The organism is Marinomonas sp. IMCC 4694, from assembly GCF_008122525.1.
In the GTDB taxonomy this organism is placed as follows: Bacteria; Pseudomonadota; Gammaproteobacteria; order Pseudomonadales; family Marinomonadaceae; genus Marinomonas.
Genome location: NZ_VSRV01000001.1, coordinates 2,245,448 through 2,264,969, shown reverse-complemented (window position 1 = coordinate 2,264,969; position 19,522 = coordinate 2,245,448). Strand labels below are relative to the sequence as shown.

The following is a 19,522-nucleotide window of genomic DNA, read 5'->3' as shown; positions in this document are numbered from 1 at the left end:
AAATTAACAAGATGTCTCTGTGTGGATACACGAATCAAAGAAATCTTGTTAGCTCTTTCGCTTTGCTTTTGTAAGGAAGAATTAAAAGTGTGCAGATAATAAGGTAAATGAATCTGAGTATCTATAGAGGATTGTAATAAAATCACATTGCTTTTTGGTCACTTAGCCCAATATAGCAACACAGTATGATTAAACAGAGGAATTAAACGTTGGAATTTTTAACAGATTATGCCGGTTTTTTATTAAGGTTGCTCAGTGTGGCGTTAGTGATCGCGTTTCTTTTGGCTGTAATAGCAAGTGGCAAACGAAAGTCTCAGCCAGGCAGTTTGTCCGTGACTAAATTAAATGAAACCTATGAGGCGATGAAGGCGGAGTTAGACCATCAATTATTAGACAAAAAAGTCTTAAAGCAGATTGAAAAAGAAAAAAAGAAACAACAAAAGTTGGAGAAAAAGACACAGAAAAAAGCTTATAAAGTCAACGAAGAATCAACGAAAAAACGTTTGTATGTATTGGATTTCGATGGCGATATTAAGGCTTCTGCGGTGGAAACAATGCGTGAAGAAATTACCGCTGTTCTGAGTGTCGCAAGGTCACAAGATGAGGTTGTTGTACGTCTGGAAAGTGGTGGTGGCATGGTACACAGCTACGGATTAGCCTCGTCGCAGTTACAACGTATTCGCGAAGCCAATATCCCTTTGACTATTTGTGTGGATAAAGTCGCGGCCAGCGGGGGGTATATGATGGCGTGTGTCGCCAATAAAATCATTGCAGCGCCGTTTGCGATTTTGGGCTCGATTGGTGTGGTAGCTCAAATACCGAACGTGCACAGATTACTGGATAAAAGTTTGATTGATGTTGAGCTTCATACAGCAGGTCGTTATAAACGCACACTGACCATGTTGGGCGAAAACACCGACGAGGGGCGAGAGAAATTCAAGCAAGATCTGGAAGATACCCACGGTTTATTTAAGCGTTTTGTTTCAGGACAGCGCCCTCAATTAAACATCGAGGAGATTGCCACTGGCGATACTTGGTATGGCTCAGAAGCGCTGGAAAATAAGCTGGTGGATGAGGTGATGACCAGTGATGCGTATTTGGTGTCGCACTATGCCGAGGCCGATGTTATTCATATTGCCTATAAGCAACCAAAAGGAATGGCGGAACGTTTGGGCTTGTCGTTTTTCTCAGCGTTAGAGCATAAAGCGGTGTCTTGGATAGGTAAAGTGACTCAAACTCGTGGTTACTGATGTGATGGTGAAAGACGCTTAGTCGTTTTCATGTGATTAAAAAGGGCGGCCATTTTCAATGGCCGCCCTTTTTGTTGGCTATTATTTAGCGCAATATTAGAGTGTTTTCTTGTAAGAATTTTTGCCCATTATAAAGATCAACAAGAAAGCGGCTAACCCAAGGCATTCAATCCATAAATCAAGGTTTGGCCACAGCATCATCAACGCAGCTATCAGTAAGAGAGCACGAGGTACAATGGAAACTTTGTCCTCAAGATACCCTTCCATAGCACCAACTAGGGCATACATGCCAAAAATAGCAAAGAAAGAAAGTCGTATCAGTGTTTCGGTGTCTCCACCAATCAGAGGCGTGTACGCCATGAGCAAAGGCACTATGTACAAGCCTTTGGCCAGTTTCCATGCCGTCATACCGGTACGCATTGGTGGTGTTTTGGCAATGGCGGCAGCGGCAAAAGCGGTTAAACACACAGGCGGTGTTACGTTGCTGTCCTGTGACAGCCAGAAAATGATCATATGAGCGGTGACCAAAATCATGGCAACGCTTTGTGCCCCTAGCGCTTGGTCCATCAGCATGCTTTTGAAGTCGTTTGGCACTTGCGCTAGTAAAGCCTCGGCTTGCTCCATCGGCATACCCTGAGCTAAAGCCGCCATGGCCGAAGGGTCAACCAGCATAAAAATAGCACTGGCGGCTTCTGGCAAGTTGCCCGCTGACATCATGTCAAGCAATTGGCTTTCGGCAATTAAGTTGAACAGTGCAGGAGCTGATAATGTGCCTAACACGATATACGACGCCGTGACAGGTAATCCCATGCCTAAAATTAACGACGCAATTGCGACCAAGATAATAGTGAAGAATAGGCTGCCGCCCGCCCAGTTGGTGATGAGCAATGAAAAGGTATTGCCTACACCGGTTGTGCTGATCACATTCACAACAAGCCCGATACCGACCAGAAGTACGGCCGTGGTAGACATGTTCTTCGCCCCTTGGGCCATCGCATCTAAAATTTCAGCAGGACCCATACGGTGTTTTTTGGATAAAAACGACGCACAGATAACGGCAATGATGCTTATACCAGCGGCATAGGTAGGGGTGAAACCTTGAATCAATAAAGTGACCAATACACCGAGGGGAACGATATGATGCCAGCCCTGCTTTAACACTTGCGAGACGTTTACGGCGTCATCACTTTCAGTCGCGATGACACGGCTGCGTTTGGCTTCCACGCGGACAAAGAAGCCAACCGATAAGAAATATAAAAGTGCAGGAATCGCGGCGACACTGATAATCGTCACGTAGGAGACTTGAGTGTAAGACGCCATAATAAAAGCGCCAGCGCCCATCACCGGTGGCATTAACTGTCCGCCAGTGGATGCGGCGGCTTCGACCCCAGCCGCGAAACGAGCAGGGAACCCCGCGCGGCGCATCAAGGGAATAGTAATGACGCCGGTAGAGACCGTATTGGCGACCGATGAACCAGACACCGAGCCCATGAGGCCAGAGCCGAGTACAGCGACAAATCCAGGGCCGCCGATCATTTTGCTCGCCAAAGAACGAGACAAATCGATGATGAAATCCCCTGCGCCAGATTTGACTAAAAAGGCGCCAAACAAGATAAACATGAAGACAAAGCTCCATGAAATACGCGAGATAGAGCCAAACATGCCGTCTGTGCTAAAAAAACTGCGGTATAACAAGGTTTCAACACTCAAGCCTGGAAAGTTGAACATTCCCCCAAGCCAGCTACCCCAGAGCACAACGTACGTGAGTGCAATGACAATTAAAAAAGGAATAAACCACCCGCTGGTGCGGCGAATCAGTTCCAGTGACAATAATACGGTGACGCTGGATACAATCCAATCGGCGGTATTAAAGGTAACGCCGCGGGCATACAGGGCGTCTTCGAAAAAGATGATGTAAAGCACCATGGCGATCAGAGCCAATACAATAACCCCATCGCAAAACAAAGCAATTTTGCTTTCACGCCATTTAGGGTTCGCTGGAATCAGTAAGGCACACAAGATACCGAAACCGGCAAAATGGAACGCGGACACCCACAGTTCAGGCAGGGTCGCTATTGTATTGATGTAAATATGCGCCAGTGCCAAAAATATCGAAAGGCTAAAAACAAGGCGATTTAGCCAAAGTCCAGAGCGGTGTTTGGTTTCAAAATCGTCGAGATTAATGTCTTGAGATTCGTCTGGTTGTTGTGTTGAAGCAGTCATAGACAAGCTACCCTTAAGTATTCAAAAAGCGAGTTGAGGCAAAGGCTAAGCAAAGACGCCGTACGAATGTACGGCGTGAACACACATTACTGACCTTATTTTGCGATTAGGCGAGCAGGAATGCTAATGCCACGTTCGCGGTAATAACGCGCAGCACCCGGATGCAAGGGAACAGGCAAACCGGCAATGGCTTTTTCAATAGACATGACAGAGGTTGCTTTGTGAATGGCGCTTAAGTAGGTCAAATTCTCATACAATGACTTGGTTAACTCGTAGACATCATCGTCGGACAAATCCGCGCGAGAAGCGAGGAAGTTAGGCTGCGCCACAGTATTGATGTCTTTGGTTTGACCTGGATAAGTGTTGGCTGGAATCACGTAGCGAGTCCACAAATCGTAAGAGCCATTAGCTTCTTTAATTTGTTCGTCGGTGAAATCCAATACTTTTACCTTGTCGCCCATGGACGCATACAGTCTGGTGACCGCACTAACAGGAACACCTGCTGGTGTATTCATGCCTTCAATGTTGCCGTTTTGCATAGCATCTGCGCTGGCGCCGTAACCCATGTAAGCTAAGGCAAATTTATCCGGGTCGATGTTTAAGCCTTTAAGCTGCTGTCGACCCGATCCTTCTGTTCCAGAGTTTTTAGTACCAATAGAGAACTTGTTATTTGTACCTTCAAGTGCTTTTAGATCGGCGACAGTGCCAGTTGTGGCAAGATCCGTTTTAAGCACAAAATGCTCAACGTTTTGCCATAACATAGAGACGGAACGCAGCTCGGTTTGCTTGCCAGACGTTTCAAACGGACCTTCGCCGTCCCACGCCCATGCGCCATACAGACCTTGCAAAATGGCAAATTGTGCTTGGTTTTCACGCAAAAGTTTGATGTTTTCGCCAGAGCCTGCAGAGCTAATAGCAGACACAGACAAACCAAATTTTGGCTCAAGTTTGACTTTACTTAAGGTCGCAATCGCTACACCCACAGGGTAGTAAGTTCCCCCTGTTGATGCCGTAGCGAGAATGTAGTTTCGATTGTCTGCAGCGCTAACACCGGTTGCTGATAAGGTAATAGCAGCGGCCGTCGCGGTAGATAAAATAGCTTTAGTGACAAATCCCAATTTCATATTATTTTTCTCCTATTGATGGGGTTAACTGTTTAACTCATAGCGATTTTCATGCCAGTTTTCTATCTATATGATTTATATGTGTTTTGTATATTTTTTCACATTAAGGTGGAGTGCATCACTCTGGGGTATTCTGCTATGCGCAATTTATTGCTTAAAGTTGGGGGTTGTTCGTCGGCAAGAATTAGCTTACGAATTTAGTAAGTAAAAGCCATGACTATCATGCTATTTTGGCGCTTGATGTATTTTTAGTGAGCAAGAAATGGCCGATGGATTGAACTGAGACCGCCATGGAGTGGGATCCATTTTGTGTTGTGACATACAAAATACAAGCGCTTTCACCTTGTTTGCCTAAGCAAAAACGCTTTATCTCATTACACATTTATCATAAGACTAAAGTGGAATGGTGCAGCGGCGTTTGCAAGTTATAGTAGTTCAGCATCCGAATAACAAATTTAACAATGGAGCGGGTTATGAAGTCATTATATAGCGCAACCTCAAGTGAGGCGGCAAAAGATGCCAATGTGAGTCAAGCAGAATTTGAAAAACGCTATCAACAATCGATTGAAAACCCAGATGAGTTTTGGGCTGAACAAGGGAAGCGTTTAGATTGGATTACGCCTTATACAAAAGTTAAAAATACCTCGTTTAAACGAGGTGAAGTAAGCATTAAATGGTTTGAAGACGGCGAATTAAACGTCGCTCATAACTGTATTGACCGTCATTTGGCAACCTCGGCTAACAAAGTCGCTTATTACTGCGAAGGGGACTCAGAAAGTGACGAGAAAGTTGCTGTCACCTATCAAAACTTGTACGACGAAGTAGGCCGTTTAGCAAATTTGCTAAAACGCAAAGGCGTTAAAAAGGGTGACCGAGTCGCTATTTACATGCCGATGATACCGCAAGCGGCTTATGCCATGTTGGCGTGTGCCCGCATTGGTGCTATCCATTCTGTTATTTTTGGTGGTTTTTCAGCGCACGCTATTGCTGATCGATTAAACGATTGCGAAGTGAAATTAGTGATTACAGCTGACGAAGGTCGTCGTGCGGGTAACACGATCCCGCTCAAACACAATGTTGACATGGCTCTTGCGGACAATGCTTGCCCTACTGTTGAGTCTGTTATTACGTATCGTTATACCAAAAAAGACGTGCCTTGGTTTGAAGGTCGAGATCTGGATTGGGCTGTTGAAGTTGAAAACGAAAGTACAGATTGCCCTGTCGAGCCAATGAACGCCGAAGACCCTTTGTTTATTCTTTACACATCCGGTTCAACGGGCAAGCCAAAAGGCGTTGTTCATACCACGGGTGGTTACTTAGTCTATGCGTCATTAACCCATGAATTAGTATTCGATTTGAAGCCAGACGATGTTTACTGGTGTGCAGCTGACGTTGGTTGGATTACCGGTCACAGTTATGTGGTTTATGGGCCACTTGCCAATGGCGCGACCAGTATTTTATTTGAAGGTGTACCTACCTACCCAGATTCAGGACGAATTGGTCGTGTGGTTGATAAATTTGATGTCACTATTTTATACACGGCGCCAACAGCGATTCGTGCTTTGATGTCAAAAGGTGATGAAGCGACTAAAACCAGTCATCGTGGTTCGCTGCGTATTTTGGGAAGCGTGGGTGAACCGATTAACCCTGAAGCTTGGTCTTGGTATTACAATGAGATTGGTAACGCGTCTTGTCCCGTTGTAGACACTTGGTGGCAAACAGAGACTGGCGGAACCATGATGACGCCGCGTATTGTGCAAGGTGATATCAAACCAGGTTCTTGTACGGGCCCTGTTTATGGAGTAAAACCCGCTTTAGTGGATGCACAAGGCGTGTTGCAAGATCAGCAAGGTGTGTTGGTTGAAGGTGGGTTAGTGATAACGGATTCTTGGCCAGGTCAAGCCAGAACAGTTTATGGCGATCATGAGCGTTTTGAGCAAACTTATTTCAGTACTTTTGATGGTATGTATTTTACGGGTGACGGTGCGTCACGTGACGCCGAGGGTCATTACTGGATTACAGGTCGTATGGACGACGTGCTTAACGTGTCTGGGCATCGTCTTGGAACCGCTGAGATCGAAAGTGCGCTGGTGGCTCATCCTTCTGTCGCAGAGGCTGCTATTGTTGGCTATCCTCACGATATTAAAGGTCAGGGTATTTATGTGTACGTCAGTGCCATTGCCGGTGTGACACCAGACGAAGAATTAACCAAGTCGTTAAAGCAATTTGTTCGCCAAGAAATTGGGCCTATTGCCACGCCAGATTTGATTCAATGGGCGAGCAAAGGCTTACCAAAAACTCGCTCTGGTAAGATCATGCGCCGTATTTTGAGAAAAATTGCGGCCAATGAACATGACCAATTAGGTGATACAAGTACGCTCGCCGATCCAAGTGTGGTTGATGATTTGATCGAAAACCGTTTAAATGTGTGACAGCTTACACATTTAAAAAGGATCCACAGTGATTTCACTTGTTATCGCGGATGATCATCCTCTGTTTCGTAGCGCGCTGAGTGGCGCGTTGCGGGCAGAAATAGAGGGAATTGTCATTGTCGAATCCTATGATTTGGATTCGACTTTACAATGTCTACAACATCAAAATGACCTTGATTTGTTGCTATTGGATTTGAATATGCCAGGCAGCGGTGATCTATACGGTCTTATCCGAATTCGAAAAGATTTCCCTGACGTGCCCGTTGCTGTGATTTCAGGCAGTGAAGACAGCGCGATGGTGGCGAATGTGATCGATGCAGGCGCGCTGGGTTTTATTCCTAAAACCAGTGAGCCGGCGACCTATGTGCAAGCTATTCACGCTATTTTAGCGGGGGATATCTGGCTTCCTGAAGCGCTTAAGCAAGAAGTAGCAAACCAACCTAAACCTGACTTATCAATGCAAAAGAAGGTTGCTGAGCTCACTCCTCAACAATATAAAGTACTGTGTTATTTGCATGAAGGTCTGCTGAACAAACAAATTGCCTACGAACTGTCCATATCGGAAGCGACCGTGAAAGCGCACATTACCGCGATTTTTCGCAAGTTAGAAATTAATAATCGAACTCAAGCTGTTCTCATTGCGAGTAATTTAAAGTTACAGATTGTCATGACGCATTAGCGACGCTGAAACGTTTTAGCGTTTTCTTATTAGCCTTAATGTTTGTTGTTATGACGGTTTTCATCCGACGTTATATCGTTAGGCTGTTTATGTTTGTTGTGCTGACAGCTGGGCACTGGGTCGATTCCTCCTTCATGCCATGGATGGCACTTTGACAATCTTTTTAGACCAAGATAGACGCCTTTTATAACCCCATGCTGTTCGATCGCTTGAATCATATAGTGAGAGCAAGATGGGTAGAAGCGACAGTTGTTACCAAGAAACGGACTGATAATAAGCTGATAACCTCTGACAAATGCGATTAAAACTCTTTTCATTGAGTGGTGTGTCCAGTGGATGGATAATAAGATAAAAACCGGATGGTCATTTTTGTGTAAATCGTAACGTCAATTTGCTAATGTAACCGAAATATAACACAAAATAGATTTTATCATGCCAGATCAACCGTTTACTTTTGATGCCATGCAGGTAGTTGCCTACCAAGGTGAGCCTGGTGCTTATTCGCATCTTGCTTGCAAACACACCTTTCCGGATTGGACGAGCGTTCATTGCGCTACGTTTGTTGATGCGTTGCAGATGGTCGAGCGGGGTGATGCGCAGTACGCGATGATTCCCGTTGAAAACTCAACTGCGGGTCGAGTCGAAGAAATTTACCGCGAGTTGAAACGCACGCAATTGTATGTGGTGAAAGAACATTTTGAACCTGTCAATCATTGCCTCATTGCACGCCATTCGATGGTCATCGATCAGATTACTCGTATTGGTAGTCACCCTCAGGCGTTGGCGCAGTGCGATGCCAATATCAAACGATTAGGTGCAAAAAGTCAGGCAATGTATGACACCGCAGGGGCTGCAAAGCATATTTCTGAATGTGAAGAGCCTGGTTTAGCCGTGATTTCTTCAGAGTTGGCGGCTGAATTGTATGGTTTGGCGGTTTTAAAAACCCACTTTAATGACACCGTTGGCAATACAACTCGTTTTTTGGTGTTTGCTCGTCAGCAGAAAATGCCCATACATGAAGAAGGCATGACCTATATTACGTCCTTCATGTTTCGGGTACGTAATATTCCAGCTGCTCTGTATAAAGCCATGGGTGGCTTTGCGACTCAAGGTATTAATATGCTGAAGTTAGAAAGTTATATGGTCAATGGCCACTTTACTGCGACCCAGTTTTATGTGGATGTAGAGGCACACTTTCAATCTGCATCGATGCAAGCGGCGCTAGAAGAGTTGCAATTTTTCTCTGAGGAAGTGCGTATTTTAGGCACTTACTTAGCGGACGATTACCGGTTGAGCAAAAAATGATGATTCGTGGTGTGTGTTTGGCTGCGGCTTTTTTTTCTTGTATGAACGCCTTGGCAGAAACAAACAAAATGCCGTACTTTTCTACGTTAACCCCGGATTTTGGTTTAGTGACTAATGGGGTTAATACGGGGCCGGTTGTGGTAACGCCTTCTAAAATAGCGCAACCAAGAGCCGACGTTTCTTCTTCGTTGTCGGTTTTAGAGGGGGCTTTTATTCGGCGTACGACGATGCAATACGTTGAAGATCTGTTGCAATTTGTGCCTGGTTTCTCGGTGGCACCTTTTAAAACGTCGAGTCAAAAGATCGTGTCTTATCATGGTACTCAACTGGACCAATACCGAAGAATCCAAGTTTTGGTCAATGGTCGTTCTGTATACAGTGCTGGCTTAGCCCGAGTGGAATGGGCAACTTTGCCGCTTAATATCGAAGATGTGGCACGAGTAGAAATAAATCGTGGGCCCAACGCAGCAAGTTACGGTATTAATTCATTTTTTGCCGTTGTCAATATCATTACTCGCTCGCCACTTGAAACGCTTGGCGACAGTCTCTCTGCCTATTCTGGTTCGCGTGGAGATTATCGCTTGTATGGTCAGCACAGCGGGTTAAAAGATGATTGGAGTTACCGTGCATCAGCTTCGACCACTAACGTCAGTGGATTTGATGAAGATGTAGACGGAGATCCACGTCATGATGGCTATGCTTCTACAATGGGTAATGTGCTTTTTCAGCATGAGACAACAAGCAGCTTTTTTGATGCGGATATTGGGGCCAGTCACTTGGCTGATAATATTGACCCTTCGCAATACCTGTCCGCGGCGTCTTACGATACGAATCAGCCCACGCGTCTGGTTGATCGAGAGCATGTGAAGCTCAGTTATACGAAACAAACGTCGCCCAATCATGAAATAAAATTGCAGTATTATTTCGATCAATCTGACCTTTATGAACACCATGATGTGTCCTTGAGTCCTGGGTTTTATGCTCAGTTATTTGGTGGTGTCAGTACGGTGTCGGTCTATGATGCTTATGCGGTTGATCTGTTAGAAACTCGACAAGATATTGAATTGCAAAGTACGTGGGAAGTGTCTGATCATTTAAGGCTTATTTCGGCCGTTGGCTACCGTTTAGAGCAGGCTGAGTCTGAGCACTTTTTGTCTGGTAAAGCCAGCGATTCAATTTTCCGCCTCTCCTCTAATATGGAATATCGTGCGACGCAACAGTGGATCTTTAACAGCGGCGTTATGCTTGAAAGCAGTGAAATGAGCGGGACTTTTTTATCGCCTAAATTGGGCGTAACTTATAAGCTTTCTGAGCAAGAGTCGCTGCGCGCGAATGTGTCCAAAGCGGTCCGCACGCCTGATATATCAGACCAGTATTTTAAATGGCATTACGTGTTATCTGATGGCTTAAGCTCAACAACGTCATACGCGGATAAGGGGGAGCAGGAAGAGAAAATTACATCTTATGAAGTAGGTTATTATCAGTATTGGCCCGATAAAGGGCTTTCGTTTGATCTTAAAATTTATCACGATGACGTTAACGACCTGGTGGTCAGCAACAAAAATTTTTCCGCTTTTAGACAGGTAGATGCCCCACTACAAGAGGGCGTAACGGAAGACGTGTTCATAAATGGACTTGAAATTGAAGTGGATTGGCGCCAATCTTCTGGCGCGATGACGCGTGTTACTTATGCTTATCAAGATACTCAAACGGATAATGCTGAACTTTTAAAAGCCACAACGCCTAGGATAATGTCGGTTTTCGGCAGTCTGCCCGTCACGGATCGCCTGTCTGTTCAAGGCTATTATTGGTATGGAAAAGCGTTGGGGGGACAAGATTATGAATTTCTCAACACATGGTTGTCTTATAAGCTATTGTTAGGAGGTTATTCAAAAATGCAAGTGGGGGTGGGAATGGAGACGAAACTGAACGATAACGCGATTGTCTCGGAGCATAATAATTACTTTGATACGTCATTTGCGTATGTATTTACCAACATCACTTTTTGATTTTGGATGAATAGAAGCGTGAAACGTTTTTTTCTATTAGCGTGTCTTTTATTGGCTTCGTTCAACGTATCGTCAGCGATATACGTTGTCCATGACGATGAAGAAAGCGCGGTAAGGTCTTTGACTTTTCAGTTGTCTAAACTTTTGCCTACAGATGTTCCTATCATACCCATTCGTCGACTGTTGTTGATGCAGAACGTGTCGCAGCTTGAGAAGAATGATCTTGTTGTGACGGTTGGAGCAGACAGCTTTCGTCAGCTGTGTTCCATTCCCCTCAAAAGCGCCATGGTCGCGGTATTTATTGGCCAAGAAGAATATTTAAATATACAGCCGCGATGCTCTGTGCCCAGCAGCGCTGTTTTTTCTGGTGCGCCTTTAGAGAAACGCTTAACGTTATTAAACGCTATTTGGTTTGATCGAAAGCCACTTTCGGTTATTTACAGTGATTCTCTTTTTATTGACGAAGTGCGCATGCAACGTCAAGCCGCTCAGTATGGCTTTGAATTTCAGTTTCTAAAAACCGCCACCGATCGTTTGTCTGTCTTAAGATCGATTAATTTTGTCTTGGAAGATTCGACCATTATTTTTTCTTTGGTTGATACAGAGCTTTATAAAAATGGCAATGCCCAAGATATTTTAAGATTACTTTTTCATAAACGACAGATCATCATCGGCCCTTCATTGGCCTTTGTTCAAGCGGGTTCGTTGTTCGCCGTTTATTCTGATACCAGTACTAAGTTGAGCGCTCTGGCAGGCCATATTATGTTGTGGAATAAAGAAAAGAGGTTGCCAGCGCCCTCGTATCCGGACCTATTAAGAGTGAGCTTTAACCCTTACCTGATAAAATTCCATGGCGTTGTTTTACCGTCACCGGCTTTTCTAAAAGAAAAATACGGTCTGTGTTCGGAAAAAATGTGCTGATGTTAGAGTAAAAAGCGCTTCACTAGACTGGTAAAGGGGCGTGGTTTTTCAGCGTGAAGCCAGTGGCCAGCTCCTGTGATTAGTTTAAAACTTGCCTTTGGGAATAAGGTCGTTATGGCATCTTGATGGTGGGTCATAATGTAATCCGATTTCTCCCCTTTTATAAACAAAGTGGGGGTAGTGACAGCATGATCTATCGGGGGTTTCTGTAAAATAGCGGCGTAACTGTGTTCGATATTATTGACCGACAGAGCAAGGGTGTAACCATGTTCGCCTTGAATAAGGTTTTTGAGTAAAAACTGCCGGACAGTGGTGTTCGTCTCGTACTGGCTTAACAGTATGTCCGCGTCTCTTCGTGTCATGATAACGGTACGATCAAGTGCTTTTAAACCGGCCAAGATATCGGTATGGCTAGGGGCATAATCCACCGGTGCAATGTCGACCACAATCAGTTTTTCTATGGTCACATTTTGCGCCATTGACACCATTTGCATGGCAACTTTTCCACCCATAGAATGGCCCATCAGGTAGCAGCGACTGATAGTATTAGAGGCTGCCCAGTCAAGTACGGCCTGGGCCATGTTAGGGTAAGTTGCTTCGTTCATACCGTCTGATTTACCGTGATTTGGCAGGTCAATACAGTACACGGTAAAGTTTTCTGCTAAGGATTGAGCAATAGAGTGCCAGTTGTCAGCATTACCAAATAAACCATGGATGATAAGAAGGTGTGGGCCCGATGAGCCATATTGTTTTGCGTGTATCATAGTTGCCTTGTGTTTTTGCTGAGTAGTTTAAAAAAGCGTAAGCCAATAACAAGATATTTTACTGTGTTAATAGTATACCAAGTCTTTTTAATATTCGTCTTCATTGAATCAAGGTCGCTTTACCTATGTTAGATACGCTGTTTATTCATTATTTAAAACACCCGCTGCGAGCGGCGGCTCTGTGTATTGACAAGTGCTCGATTCAAGCAAATTGGATTACTTTGTTCGGTTTTTTTGTGGGGATGCTCTGTGTGCCTGCGTTGTATTTTGGTAATACCGGATTGGCGTTGGTGTGCATCGTGGTTAATCGCATTATGGATGGATTAGACGGCGCTGTCGCCCGTGTGCAGGGTCCTACCGATTTGGGGGGGTATTTAGACATTACCTTAGATTTTATTTTTTATTCGGCCGTTATTTTTGGCTTTGCGCTGATGAACCCTGCTGATAACGCGTTGGCCGCCAGTTTTTTGATTTTTTCATTCATGGGTACCGGAAGCAGTTTTTTAGCGTTTGCTATCATGGCCGAAAAGCGAAATATTGAACGTTTAGATTATGGTAAGAAATCTCTGTATTTCCTAGGTGGATTGGCTGAAGGCACAGAAACCATTGCTTTTATGGTGTTAATCTGCTTTTTTCCTAGCCACTTTTCTGTCGTAGCGACTGTTTTTGGCGCGATATGCTGGATCACCACGGCAACCCGACTGTATGCGGGTTACCGTACCTTAGCTTGAGAAAAATGCAATTTCAATGTCGCTTTTCACAATAGCGCAGCAGGCTAACAAGTAGCCACTTTGTACCCATGCCAAAGGTTCAAATGGGTAATGAACGTTTCCCCTTAGCAGTTTGATAGAACACGATGAGCAATAACCTTCACGACACTGGTATTCCACATTAACGCCAGCGCGCTCAAGCTGAACGAGTAATGGCTCATTTTCAGTGACCAGAATTTGCTTTTTGCCCAGCAAGACGCGATGCACTGGTTGGCTCTTGGTTAACCGGGACGCGCTAGAGATCGAAGTCATCGAAATCTGAATCGTCTAAGCTATTGTCTGTTTGACCCACTAAGTAAGAACTGATCTCGGCCTCTTGTGGTGCTACTTGAACATTGTCGCTGACCAGCCACGCGTTAATCCAAGGGATAGGGTTGTTTTTGGTGATGAAATGGGGGTCTAGTCCGACCGCTTGCATACGCACATTAGTAATGTATTCAACGTATTGGCTTAAAATTTGTGCATTAAGGCCAATCATTGAGCCATCTTTGAACAGGTAGTTTGCCCATTCCTTTTCTTGCTCCGCGGCGTCGATAAAAATGTTGCGCATTTCATCTTTGCATTCAGCGGCAATAATAGCCATTTCAGGATCGTCCTTGCCTGACGCCATTAGGTTTAACATGTGCTGTGTGCCCGTGAGATGAAGCGCTTCATCCCGTGCAATCAATTTGATAATCTTGGCATTGCCTTCCATTAACGTGCGCTCAGCAAAGCCGAAGCTGCAGGCAAAACTGACATAAAAACGAATGGCTTCTAATACATTGACAGAGGCGATGGTTAGATATAACGCTTTTTTCAACGCTGGCATGGAGATTTTTATCTCACCTTTACCAGGGATCGAAAAAGTGCCCATGCCCATGGTGTTGTACACATTGACCATTTCAATCAGTCGATCGTAATAAACCGATACACTGTCTGCACGTTTGGTTATTTCTTCATTGTTTACTATGTCATCAAAGATTTTAGTCGGGTCGTTTACAATGTTACGAACAATATGGGTATAAGAACGGCTGTGGATGGTTTCACTGAAGGACCAGGTTTCAATCCAGGTTTCCAGTTCAGGCAAGGAGACAATAGGTAAAAATGCGACGTTTGGTGACCGACCTTGTACGCTGTCCAGCAACGTTTGGTATTTCAAATTACTCAGAAATATATGCTGTTCATGGGCTTCTAGGCGTTGAAAATCTTTACGGTCTGTCGATAGATCGACTTCTTCAGGCCGCCAAAAAAAAGACAGCTGTTTTTCTATTAGTTTTTCAAAAATAGGGTGTTTTTGTTGATCGTAGCGAGCAACATTGACGTTTTCACCAAAAAACATTGGCTCTTTTGTACTATCAAAGTGCTTACGGTTGAAAGTCGAATAACTCATGTTTTAGTGCTGTCCTCAAAGGAGAGAGGCATTCTCTAATGAGAAAACACCTCTAATGATCAATGTATTTTACTTACTTCACTCGTTATTAAATTGATACGTTTTATAATTTGTTTTGGCTCAAATTTTACAAGCACCGCCTGCACAATCATCCATATCTTCCTGCTTATCGTCTGCACCGTCGCGAGTGTTATGGTAGTACAATGTTTTTACCCCCAATTTATAAGCGGTTAGTAAATCTTTGAGGATGACTTTCATGGGGACTTTTTGTGACTCGAATTTTTGCGGATCATAATTGGTATTCGCTGAAATAGCCTGATCGACAAATTTTTGCATAATGCCCACCAACTGCAGATAGCCATCATTGGAGGGGATGGTCCATAAGAGTTCGTAATTGGCTTTTAGGCGTTCAAATTCTGGTACAACCTGCTTCAAAATACCGTCTTTGCTGGCTTTAATAGACACAAAACCACGTGGTGGTTCAATGCCATTGGTTGCATTGCTTATCTGGGAAGAGGTTTCTGACGGCATCAATGCGGTCAGTGTTGAATTACGTAAACCGTGCTCAACAATGTCCGAGCGTAAGCTTTCCCAGTCATAAATCAGTTCTTTTGAAACGATGTTATCAATTTCTTTTTTGTAGCTATCAATCGGTAAAATACCTTTTGAGTAGTTTGTCTCGTTAAATGCCAAGCAAGGGCCAAATTCTTTGGCCAGTTTATTAGAGGCTTTCAGTAAATAGTATTGGATGGCTTCGAAGGTTTTATGAGTCAGGTCGTTGGCACTGCCGTCGGAGTATTTAACACCATTTTTAGCCAGGTAATATGCGTAATTGATGACACCAACACCTAATGTACGGCGCAATTCTGTTGCGCGTTGAGCCGCTGGAATAGGGTAGTTTTGGTAATCAAGCAAACTGTCTAACGCGCGCACAATAAGCTCAGCAAGCTCCTCTAGCTCGTCAAGGTTTTCAAGTGCACCTAAGTTAAACGCGGATAATGTGCACAGTGCAATCTCGCCTTCTTTATCGTCTATGCTGTTAAGTGGCTTAGTCGGAAGGGCAATTTCTAGGCATAAATTGCTTTGCTTGACTGGCGCTACTTTCGGATCAAATGGGCTGTGTGTGTTGCAATGATCCACGTTTTGCAGATAAATTCGGCCAGTGCTAGCACGCTCAGAAGCAAATAGAGTAAATAACTCGGTAGCTTTGATTGTATGTTTACGGATAGCAGAGTCTTGTTCATACAAATGATAAAGACGATCAAACTCTTCTTGATCAGCAAAAAAAGCGTCGTATAAGCCCGGCACATCAGAGGGGCTAAACAGAGTAATATTGCCACCTTTGATCAAGCGTTGGTACATCAATCGGTTAAATTGAACACCGTAATCCAGATGACGAACGCGGTTTTCTTCAACTCCACGGTTATTTTTCAGTACCAGTAGGCTTTCGACTTCCAAATGCCAAATTGGGTAAAATACAGTGGCTGCGCCACCACGAACCCCACCTTGAGAACAGCTTTTAACGGCTGTTTGGAAGTGTTTATAAAATGGAATACAACCGGTATGGAAAGCCTCTCCGCCGCGGATGTGGCTGCCAAGCGCACGAATCGCTCCAGCGTTTACACCAATACCAGCCCGTTGGCTGACGTATTTCACGATGGCGCTAGACGTCGCGTTGATCGAGTCTAACGAGTCACCGCACTCAATCAATACACAGCTGCTAAACTGTCGTGTTGGTGTGCGAATACCGGACATAATAGGGGTTGGTAAAGAAATTTTGAACTTTGATACGGCGTCATAAAAACGACGAATTAAGTGTAGGCGTTCGTTTTTGTTGTAACCTGCAAATAAGCACGCGGCAACAAGGATATAAATAAATTGAGGGCTTTCGTATATGTCACCTGACACTCGATTTTGAACCAAATACTTACCTTCCAGCTGCTTTACAGCCGCATAAGAAAAGTTCATGTCTCGTGAATGATCGATAAAACGGTTTAGCTGGTTAAAATCGTCTTCACTGTAGTCTTCTAATAAATGTGCATCGTAGCGCTTTTGTCCGACTAGGTTTTTAACATGTTGAAACAGGTGAGGTGGCTCAAAATCTCCAAACGCTTTTTTGCGTAAGTGAAAAATGGCAAGACGGGCAGCAAGGTATTGATAGTCTGGTGTATTCTCAGAAATTAAATCCGCCGCTGACTTGATTAAGGTCTCGTGTATATCGGTTGAGCGGATGCCGTCGAAAAATTGAATTCGAGCTTTTAACTCCACTTGGGACACAGAGACATTGTCTAACCCTTCAGAAGCCCATGTAATCACTTTATGGATCTTTTCTAGGTTAATGTTTTCGGTCGTCCCATTGCGCTTGGTGACTGTGAGAGTGCTCATGCCTTAACTTCCCATGACTGCAGTATAAAAAGAGGTAATCTACTGTATGTAGTGTGTGTTTTTAGAACAACATACTATATATAGTGTTTCGTGGTTGATTTGACGTGCACAATAGTGCCCATTCAATTTAAAATCAAGGCTTGAAAAAAACGCCAAAATAATAAACAAAGAATGTTGAAGTGGTCACTTACTTTGCTTGCCTGAAAAAGCGTAAAGTTGGCCATTGGCAAGATGAAAATGCTCATTTTCATCTATTTTTTTATGTTAAACACTGAACCTTAGATATGCTCGAAAAGTGATCATAAATAGAGGGTGAGCACCATTCTGAACCCGCCCACCAGAGCAAATAATAGTAACTGATGGGTGAGATAAATTGGCAACGCATAGCGGCCCATAAAAGCGAGAATGTGGACTAAACGATTGTCTGGCGTGGCGAATGTATGCCAATTGAGATAACCCAACAAAGGCCCAATGAAAACAACACCTATCCATGGAAATGGGAAGACAATGTCCAGAGTTCTTTGTGGCAATGCTAAATAGTGTGTAATTGTAGAGAAAGCGTGCGGAAAGTGCAGCCAGGTTGTGGATTGATATACGACCACCACTGTGGCGCCGAGTAAAGCCGAAGTAATAGGGCGTGTAGTCAACGGCCTTGCAAGGATTGAAGCACTAAATATGAAGTGTAAAATACCGAAATAGATCCACTGAGTGGGCATGGCCAGATACGTTGCCACTGAAATTATCAGCGTACAGATAAGCAGTTTTACATCCCGTTTCCAAAAAGACGCAGCGCTATTTTTAGTAAGAGCGACGTACGTTGACCATCCAACGGCACTGAGAAAAAGCACGAGAATAACGCGTCGAAAATACACCCAAAACGGGTCGTAAATAGAGAAATCAATAAAGCCAAAATTGCGTAGATCCCAACAGAAATGAAACGCTATCATCAGCAGCACGGCTAAGCCACGATACAGGTCTAAAAAAGCACTGCGTTTAACTGGCGCAGAAAAGTGAGAGGTTTGCATTGAAATCCAAAATGACGAGCGTGATAAAAGCTCAACCATCATACCGATACTCATTTTCTAGCTCAAGCTTAGATGGATGGTTGCTGCGACTACAAGAGGCTTTGTTATGGCAAAGAGAACGTTTAGTGATGTTTGGTCGCGACGTCTTAGTGCCAAGAAAAGTGGCTTTTTTAGCCGATGTAGGCTTGTGTTATCGCTACTCGGGCAAAGATCATCATGGAAATGGTTGGCCAACTTGGTTGTTACCTATTAAAAAAGAGGCTGAATCGTTGGCGGGTCAGCCTTTTAATGCGGTGTTGTTGAACTGGTATGAAAACGGCGATGAGTACATGGGATGGCATGCAGACGATGAGAAAGTATTAGGCCCGGCGCCTGTCGTGGCGATGTTGAGCCTAGGCGCCACTCGACCCTTTTTGTTTCGCTTTAAGGCCAATCACGCTATCAAACACAGTATCGAACTAGAAAACAACAGCTGGCTGATTATGGCAGCCGATACACAAGTTTTATGGCAGCACAGTTTGCCGGTCCGAAAACGTGTCAAAGAAGAGCGTATTAGTTTGACGTTTCGGCTCCTACTTTGACCCTGTTAATTGCTCTTTACGGCTCAGTATTACAGAAACTATTATGGGGCTTTTCGAGTAATGAGCCAGTCATTGTCTTGCTGAGTAAAGCAGATTCTGTCATGTAATCGGCTAGGTCTGCCTTGCCAGAATTCAATGAAAGTAGGCTTTAATACATAGCCTCCCCAGTTTTCTGGGCAAGGAACGTCTCGACCGTCAAAAGCTTTCTCCTCTTTATCAAAGGCTTGTTGTAACGCTTCACGATTGGCAATAACCCTACTTTGATTTGACGTTCTTGCGGCCAATTGGCTACCACGTGGGCGACTCGCAAAATAGTCTTCAGATACAGATTGGGCGACTTTCTCTATGGTGCCTTCAACACGGATTTGACGAGACAGCGTCGGCCAAAAAAACGTCATACAAGCTTGATTGTTTTGCGCCAGCTGTTGCCCTTTCTCACTGTCATAATTGGTGAAAAAAGAAAATCCTGCGTCGTTGCGCTGTTTCAACAAGACCACGCGGGCATGAGGAAAACCTTTGCTATCAAGGGTGCTTAAAACCATAGCAGTAGGATCGTCAGGGCAAGCATCGATGGCTTTTTCAAGCCAAGTATCAAACAGCGTTAAAGGGTCTTGGCCTGCGTGTTCTTCTAATAAATCGTCAAATTGGTAATCGCGACGAATAGAATGTAAGTCTCTGTTCATGA

At 44.2% G+C, this 19,522-nt stretch carries 17 protein-coding genes; 8 read left to right on the top strand and 9 right to left on the bottom strand.

Annotation, left to right across the window (positions count from 1 at the left end):
* Positions 1 to 209 precede the first annotated feature (209 nt).
* Positions 210 to 1,250 (top strand): protease SohB, encoded by a 1,041-nt coding sequence (gene sohB / locus FXV75_RS10265; protein WP_148833131.1) that lies wholly within the window; start codon positions 210 to 212, stop codon positions 1,248 to 1,250.
* A 96-nt stretch (positions 1,251 to 1,346) separates the two neighbouring features.
* On the opposite strand, the gene FXV75_RS10260 is transcribed toward sohB, so the two are convergent.
* Complete coding sequence (locus tag FXV75_RS10260; RefSeq protein WP_148833128.1) at positions 1,347 to 3,473, bottom strand: TRAP transporter permease; 2,127 nt, start codon at positions 3,471 to 3,473, stop codon at positions 1,347 to 1,349.
* Positions 3,474 to 3,568: 95 nt separating this feature from the next.
* On the bottom strand, positions 3,569 to 4,597 hold the full coding sequence (locus FXV75_RS10255; RefSeq protein WP_148833126.1) for a TAXI family TRAP transporter solute-binding subunit: 1,029 nt from the start codon (positions 4,595 to 4,597) through the stop codon (positions 3,569 to 3,571).
* 473 nt (positions 4,598 to 5,070) lie between these two features.
* Between FXV75_RS10255 and acs the strand changes: the two genes are divergently transcribed.
* Together acs and FXV75_RS10245 are read left to right on the top strand one after the other, a co-directional pair.
* The gene (gene acs / locus FXV75_RS10250) at positions 5,071 to 7,029 is read left to right on the top strand and encodes an acetate--CoA ligase (RefSeq protein ID WP_148833124.1); all 1,959 of its coding nucleotides are present in this window, start codon (positions 5,071 to 5,073) and stop codon (positions 7,027 to 7,029) included.
* Between the two features lie 28 nt (positions 7,030 to 7,057).
* Complete coding sequence (locus FXV75_RS10245) at positions 7,058 to 7,708, top strand: LuxR C-terminal-related transcriptional regulator (protein WP_148833122.1); 651 nt, start codon at positions 7,058 to 7,060, stop codon at positions 7,706 to 7,708.
* 35 nt (positions 7,709 to 7,743) lie between these two features.
* Here FXV75_RS10245 and yidD read toward each other — a convergent pair whose 3' ends face one another.
* A complete protein-coding gene (yidD, locus tag FXV75_RS10240) occupies positions 7,744 to 8,025 on the bottom strand; it encodes a membrane protein insertion efficiency factor YidD (RefSeq protein ID WP_148833120.1) in 282 nt (93 codons plus the stop codon).
* Positions 8,026 to 8,140: 115 nt separating this feature from the next.
* Between yidD and FXV75_RS10235 the strand changes: the two genes are divergently transcribed.
* Genes FXV75_RS10235 through FXV75_RS10225 form a run of 3 tightly spaced genes read left to right on the top strand, consistent with a single transcriptional unit; the run spans position 8,141 to position 11,943 of the window.
* Positions 8,141 to 9,013: a prephenate dehydratase gene (locus tag FXV75_RS10235; protein ID WP_148833118.1), complete on the top strand. Its 873-nt coding sequence runs from the start codon at positions 8,141 to 8,143 to the stop codon at positions 9,011 to 9,013.
* Positions 9,010 to 11,022, top strand: a complete 2,013-nt coding sequence (locus tag FXV75_RS10230; protein ID WP_148833116.1) for a TonB-dependent receptor plug domain-containing protein — start codon at positions 9,010 to 9,012, stop codon at positions 11,020 to 11,022. Before FXV75_RS10235 ends, FXV75_RS10230 begins: the two co-directional genes overlap by 4 nt.
* An 18-nt stretch (positions 11,023 to 11,040) precedes the next feature.
* Positions 11,041 to 11,943, top strand: coding sequence for a hypothetical protein (locus tag FXV75_RS10225; protein WP_262368526.1), 903 nt, complete (start codon positions 11,041 to 11,043; stop codon positions 11,941 to 11,943).
* Positions 11,944 to 11,945: 2 nt separating this feature from the next.
* Here the strand turns inward: FXV75_RS10225 and FXV75_RS10220 are convergent, their stop codons facing one another.
* The gene (locus tag FXV75_RS10220; RefSeq protein ID WP_148833112.1) at positions 11,946 to 12,707 is read right to left on the bottom strand and encodes an alpha/beta fold hydrolase; all 762 of its coding nucleotides are present in this window, start codon (positions 12,705 to 12,707) and stop codon (positions 11,946 to 11,948) included.
* Positions 12,708 to 12,832: 125 nt separating this feature from the next.
* On the opposite strand from FXV75_RS10220, the gene FXV75_RS10215 reads away from it, so the two are divergent.
* On the top strand, positions 12,833 to 13,438 hold the full coding sequence (locus tag FXV75_RS10215; RefSeq protein WP_148833110.1) for a CDP-alcohol phosphatidyltransferase family protein: 606 nt from the start codon (positions 12,833 to 12,835) through the stop codon (positions 13,436 to 13,438).
* Here FXV75_RS10215 and yfaE read toward each other — a convergent pair.
* The 4 genes from yfaE to FXV75_RS10195 all read right to left on the bottom strand — a co-directional run bounded on the left by yfaE (position 13,430) and on the right by FXV75_RS10195 (position 18,256).
* On the bottom strand, positions 13,430 to 13,684 hold the full coding sequence (gene yfaE, locus FXV75_RS10210; protein ID WP_148835341.1) for a class I ribonucleotide reductase maintenance protein YfaE: 255 nt from the start codon (positions 13,682 to 13,684) through the stop codon (positions 13,430 to 13,432). The genes FXV75_RS10215 and yfaE overlap by 9 nt on opposite strands.
* 28 nt (positions 13,685 to 13,712) lie before the next feature.
* Positions 13,713 to 14,846, bottom strand: coding sequence for a class Ia ribonucleoside-diphosphate reductase subunit beta (gene nrdB, locus FXV75_RS10205; protein ID WP_148833108.1), 1,134 nt, complete (start codon positions 14,844 to 14,846; stop codon positions 13,713 to 13,715).
* Positions 14,847 to 14,966: 120 nt separating this feature from the next.
* Positions 14,967 to 17,231, bottom strand: coding sequence for a class 1a ribonucleoside-diphosphate reductase subunit alpha (gene nrdA / locus FXV75_RS10200; protein WP_148833106.1), 2,265 nt, complete (start codon positions 17,229 to 17,231; stop codon positions 14,967 to 14,969).
* Between the two features lie 299 nt (positions 17,232 to 17,530).
* Positions 17,531 to 18,256: a heparan-alpha-glucosaminide N-acetyltransferase gene (locus tag FXV75_RS10195; RefSeq protein ID WP_148833104.1), complete on the bottom strand. Its 726-nt coding sequence runs from the start codon at positions 18,254 to 18,256 to the stop codon at positions 17,531 to 17,533.
* Between the two features lie 11 nt (positions 18,257 to 18,267).
* On the opposite strand from FXV75_RS10195, the gene FXV75_RS10190 reads away from it, so the two are divergent.
* Positions 18,268 to 18,837, top strand: coding sequence for an alpha-ketoglutarate-dependent dioxygenase AlkB family protein (locus tag FXV75_RS10190; RefSeq protein WP_262368525.1), 570 nt, complete (start codon positions 18,268 to 18,270; stop codon positions 18,835 to 18,837).
* A 41-nt stretch (positions 18,838 to 18,878) separates the two neighbouring features.
* Here the strand turns inward: FXV75_RS10190 and pdxH are convergent, their stop codons facing one another.
* The gene (gene pdxH / locus FXV75_RS10185) at positions 18,879 to 19,520 is read right to left on the bottom strand and encodes a pyridoxamine 5'-phosphate oxidase (RefSeq protein ID WP_148833102.1); all 642 of its coding nucleotides are present in this window, start codon (positions 19,518 to 19,520) and stop codon (positions 18,879 to 18,881) included.
* Between the last annotated feature and the right edge of the window lie 2 nt (positions 19,521 to 19,522).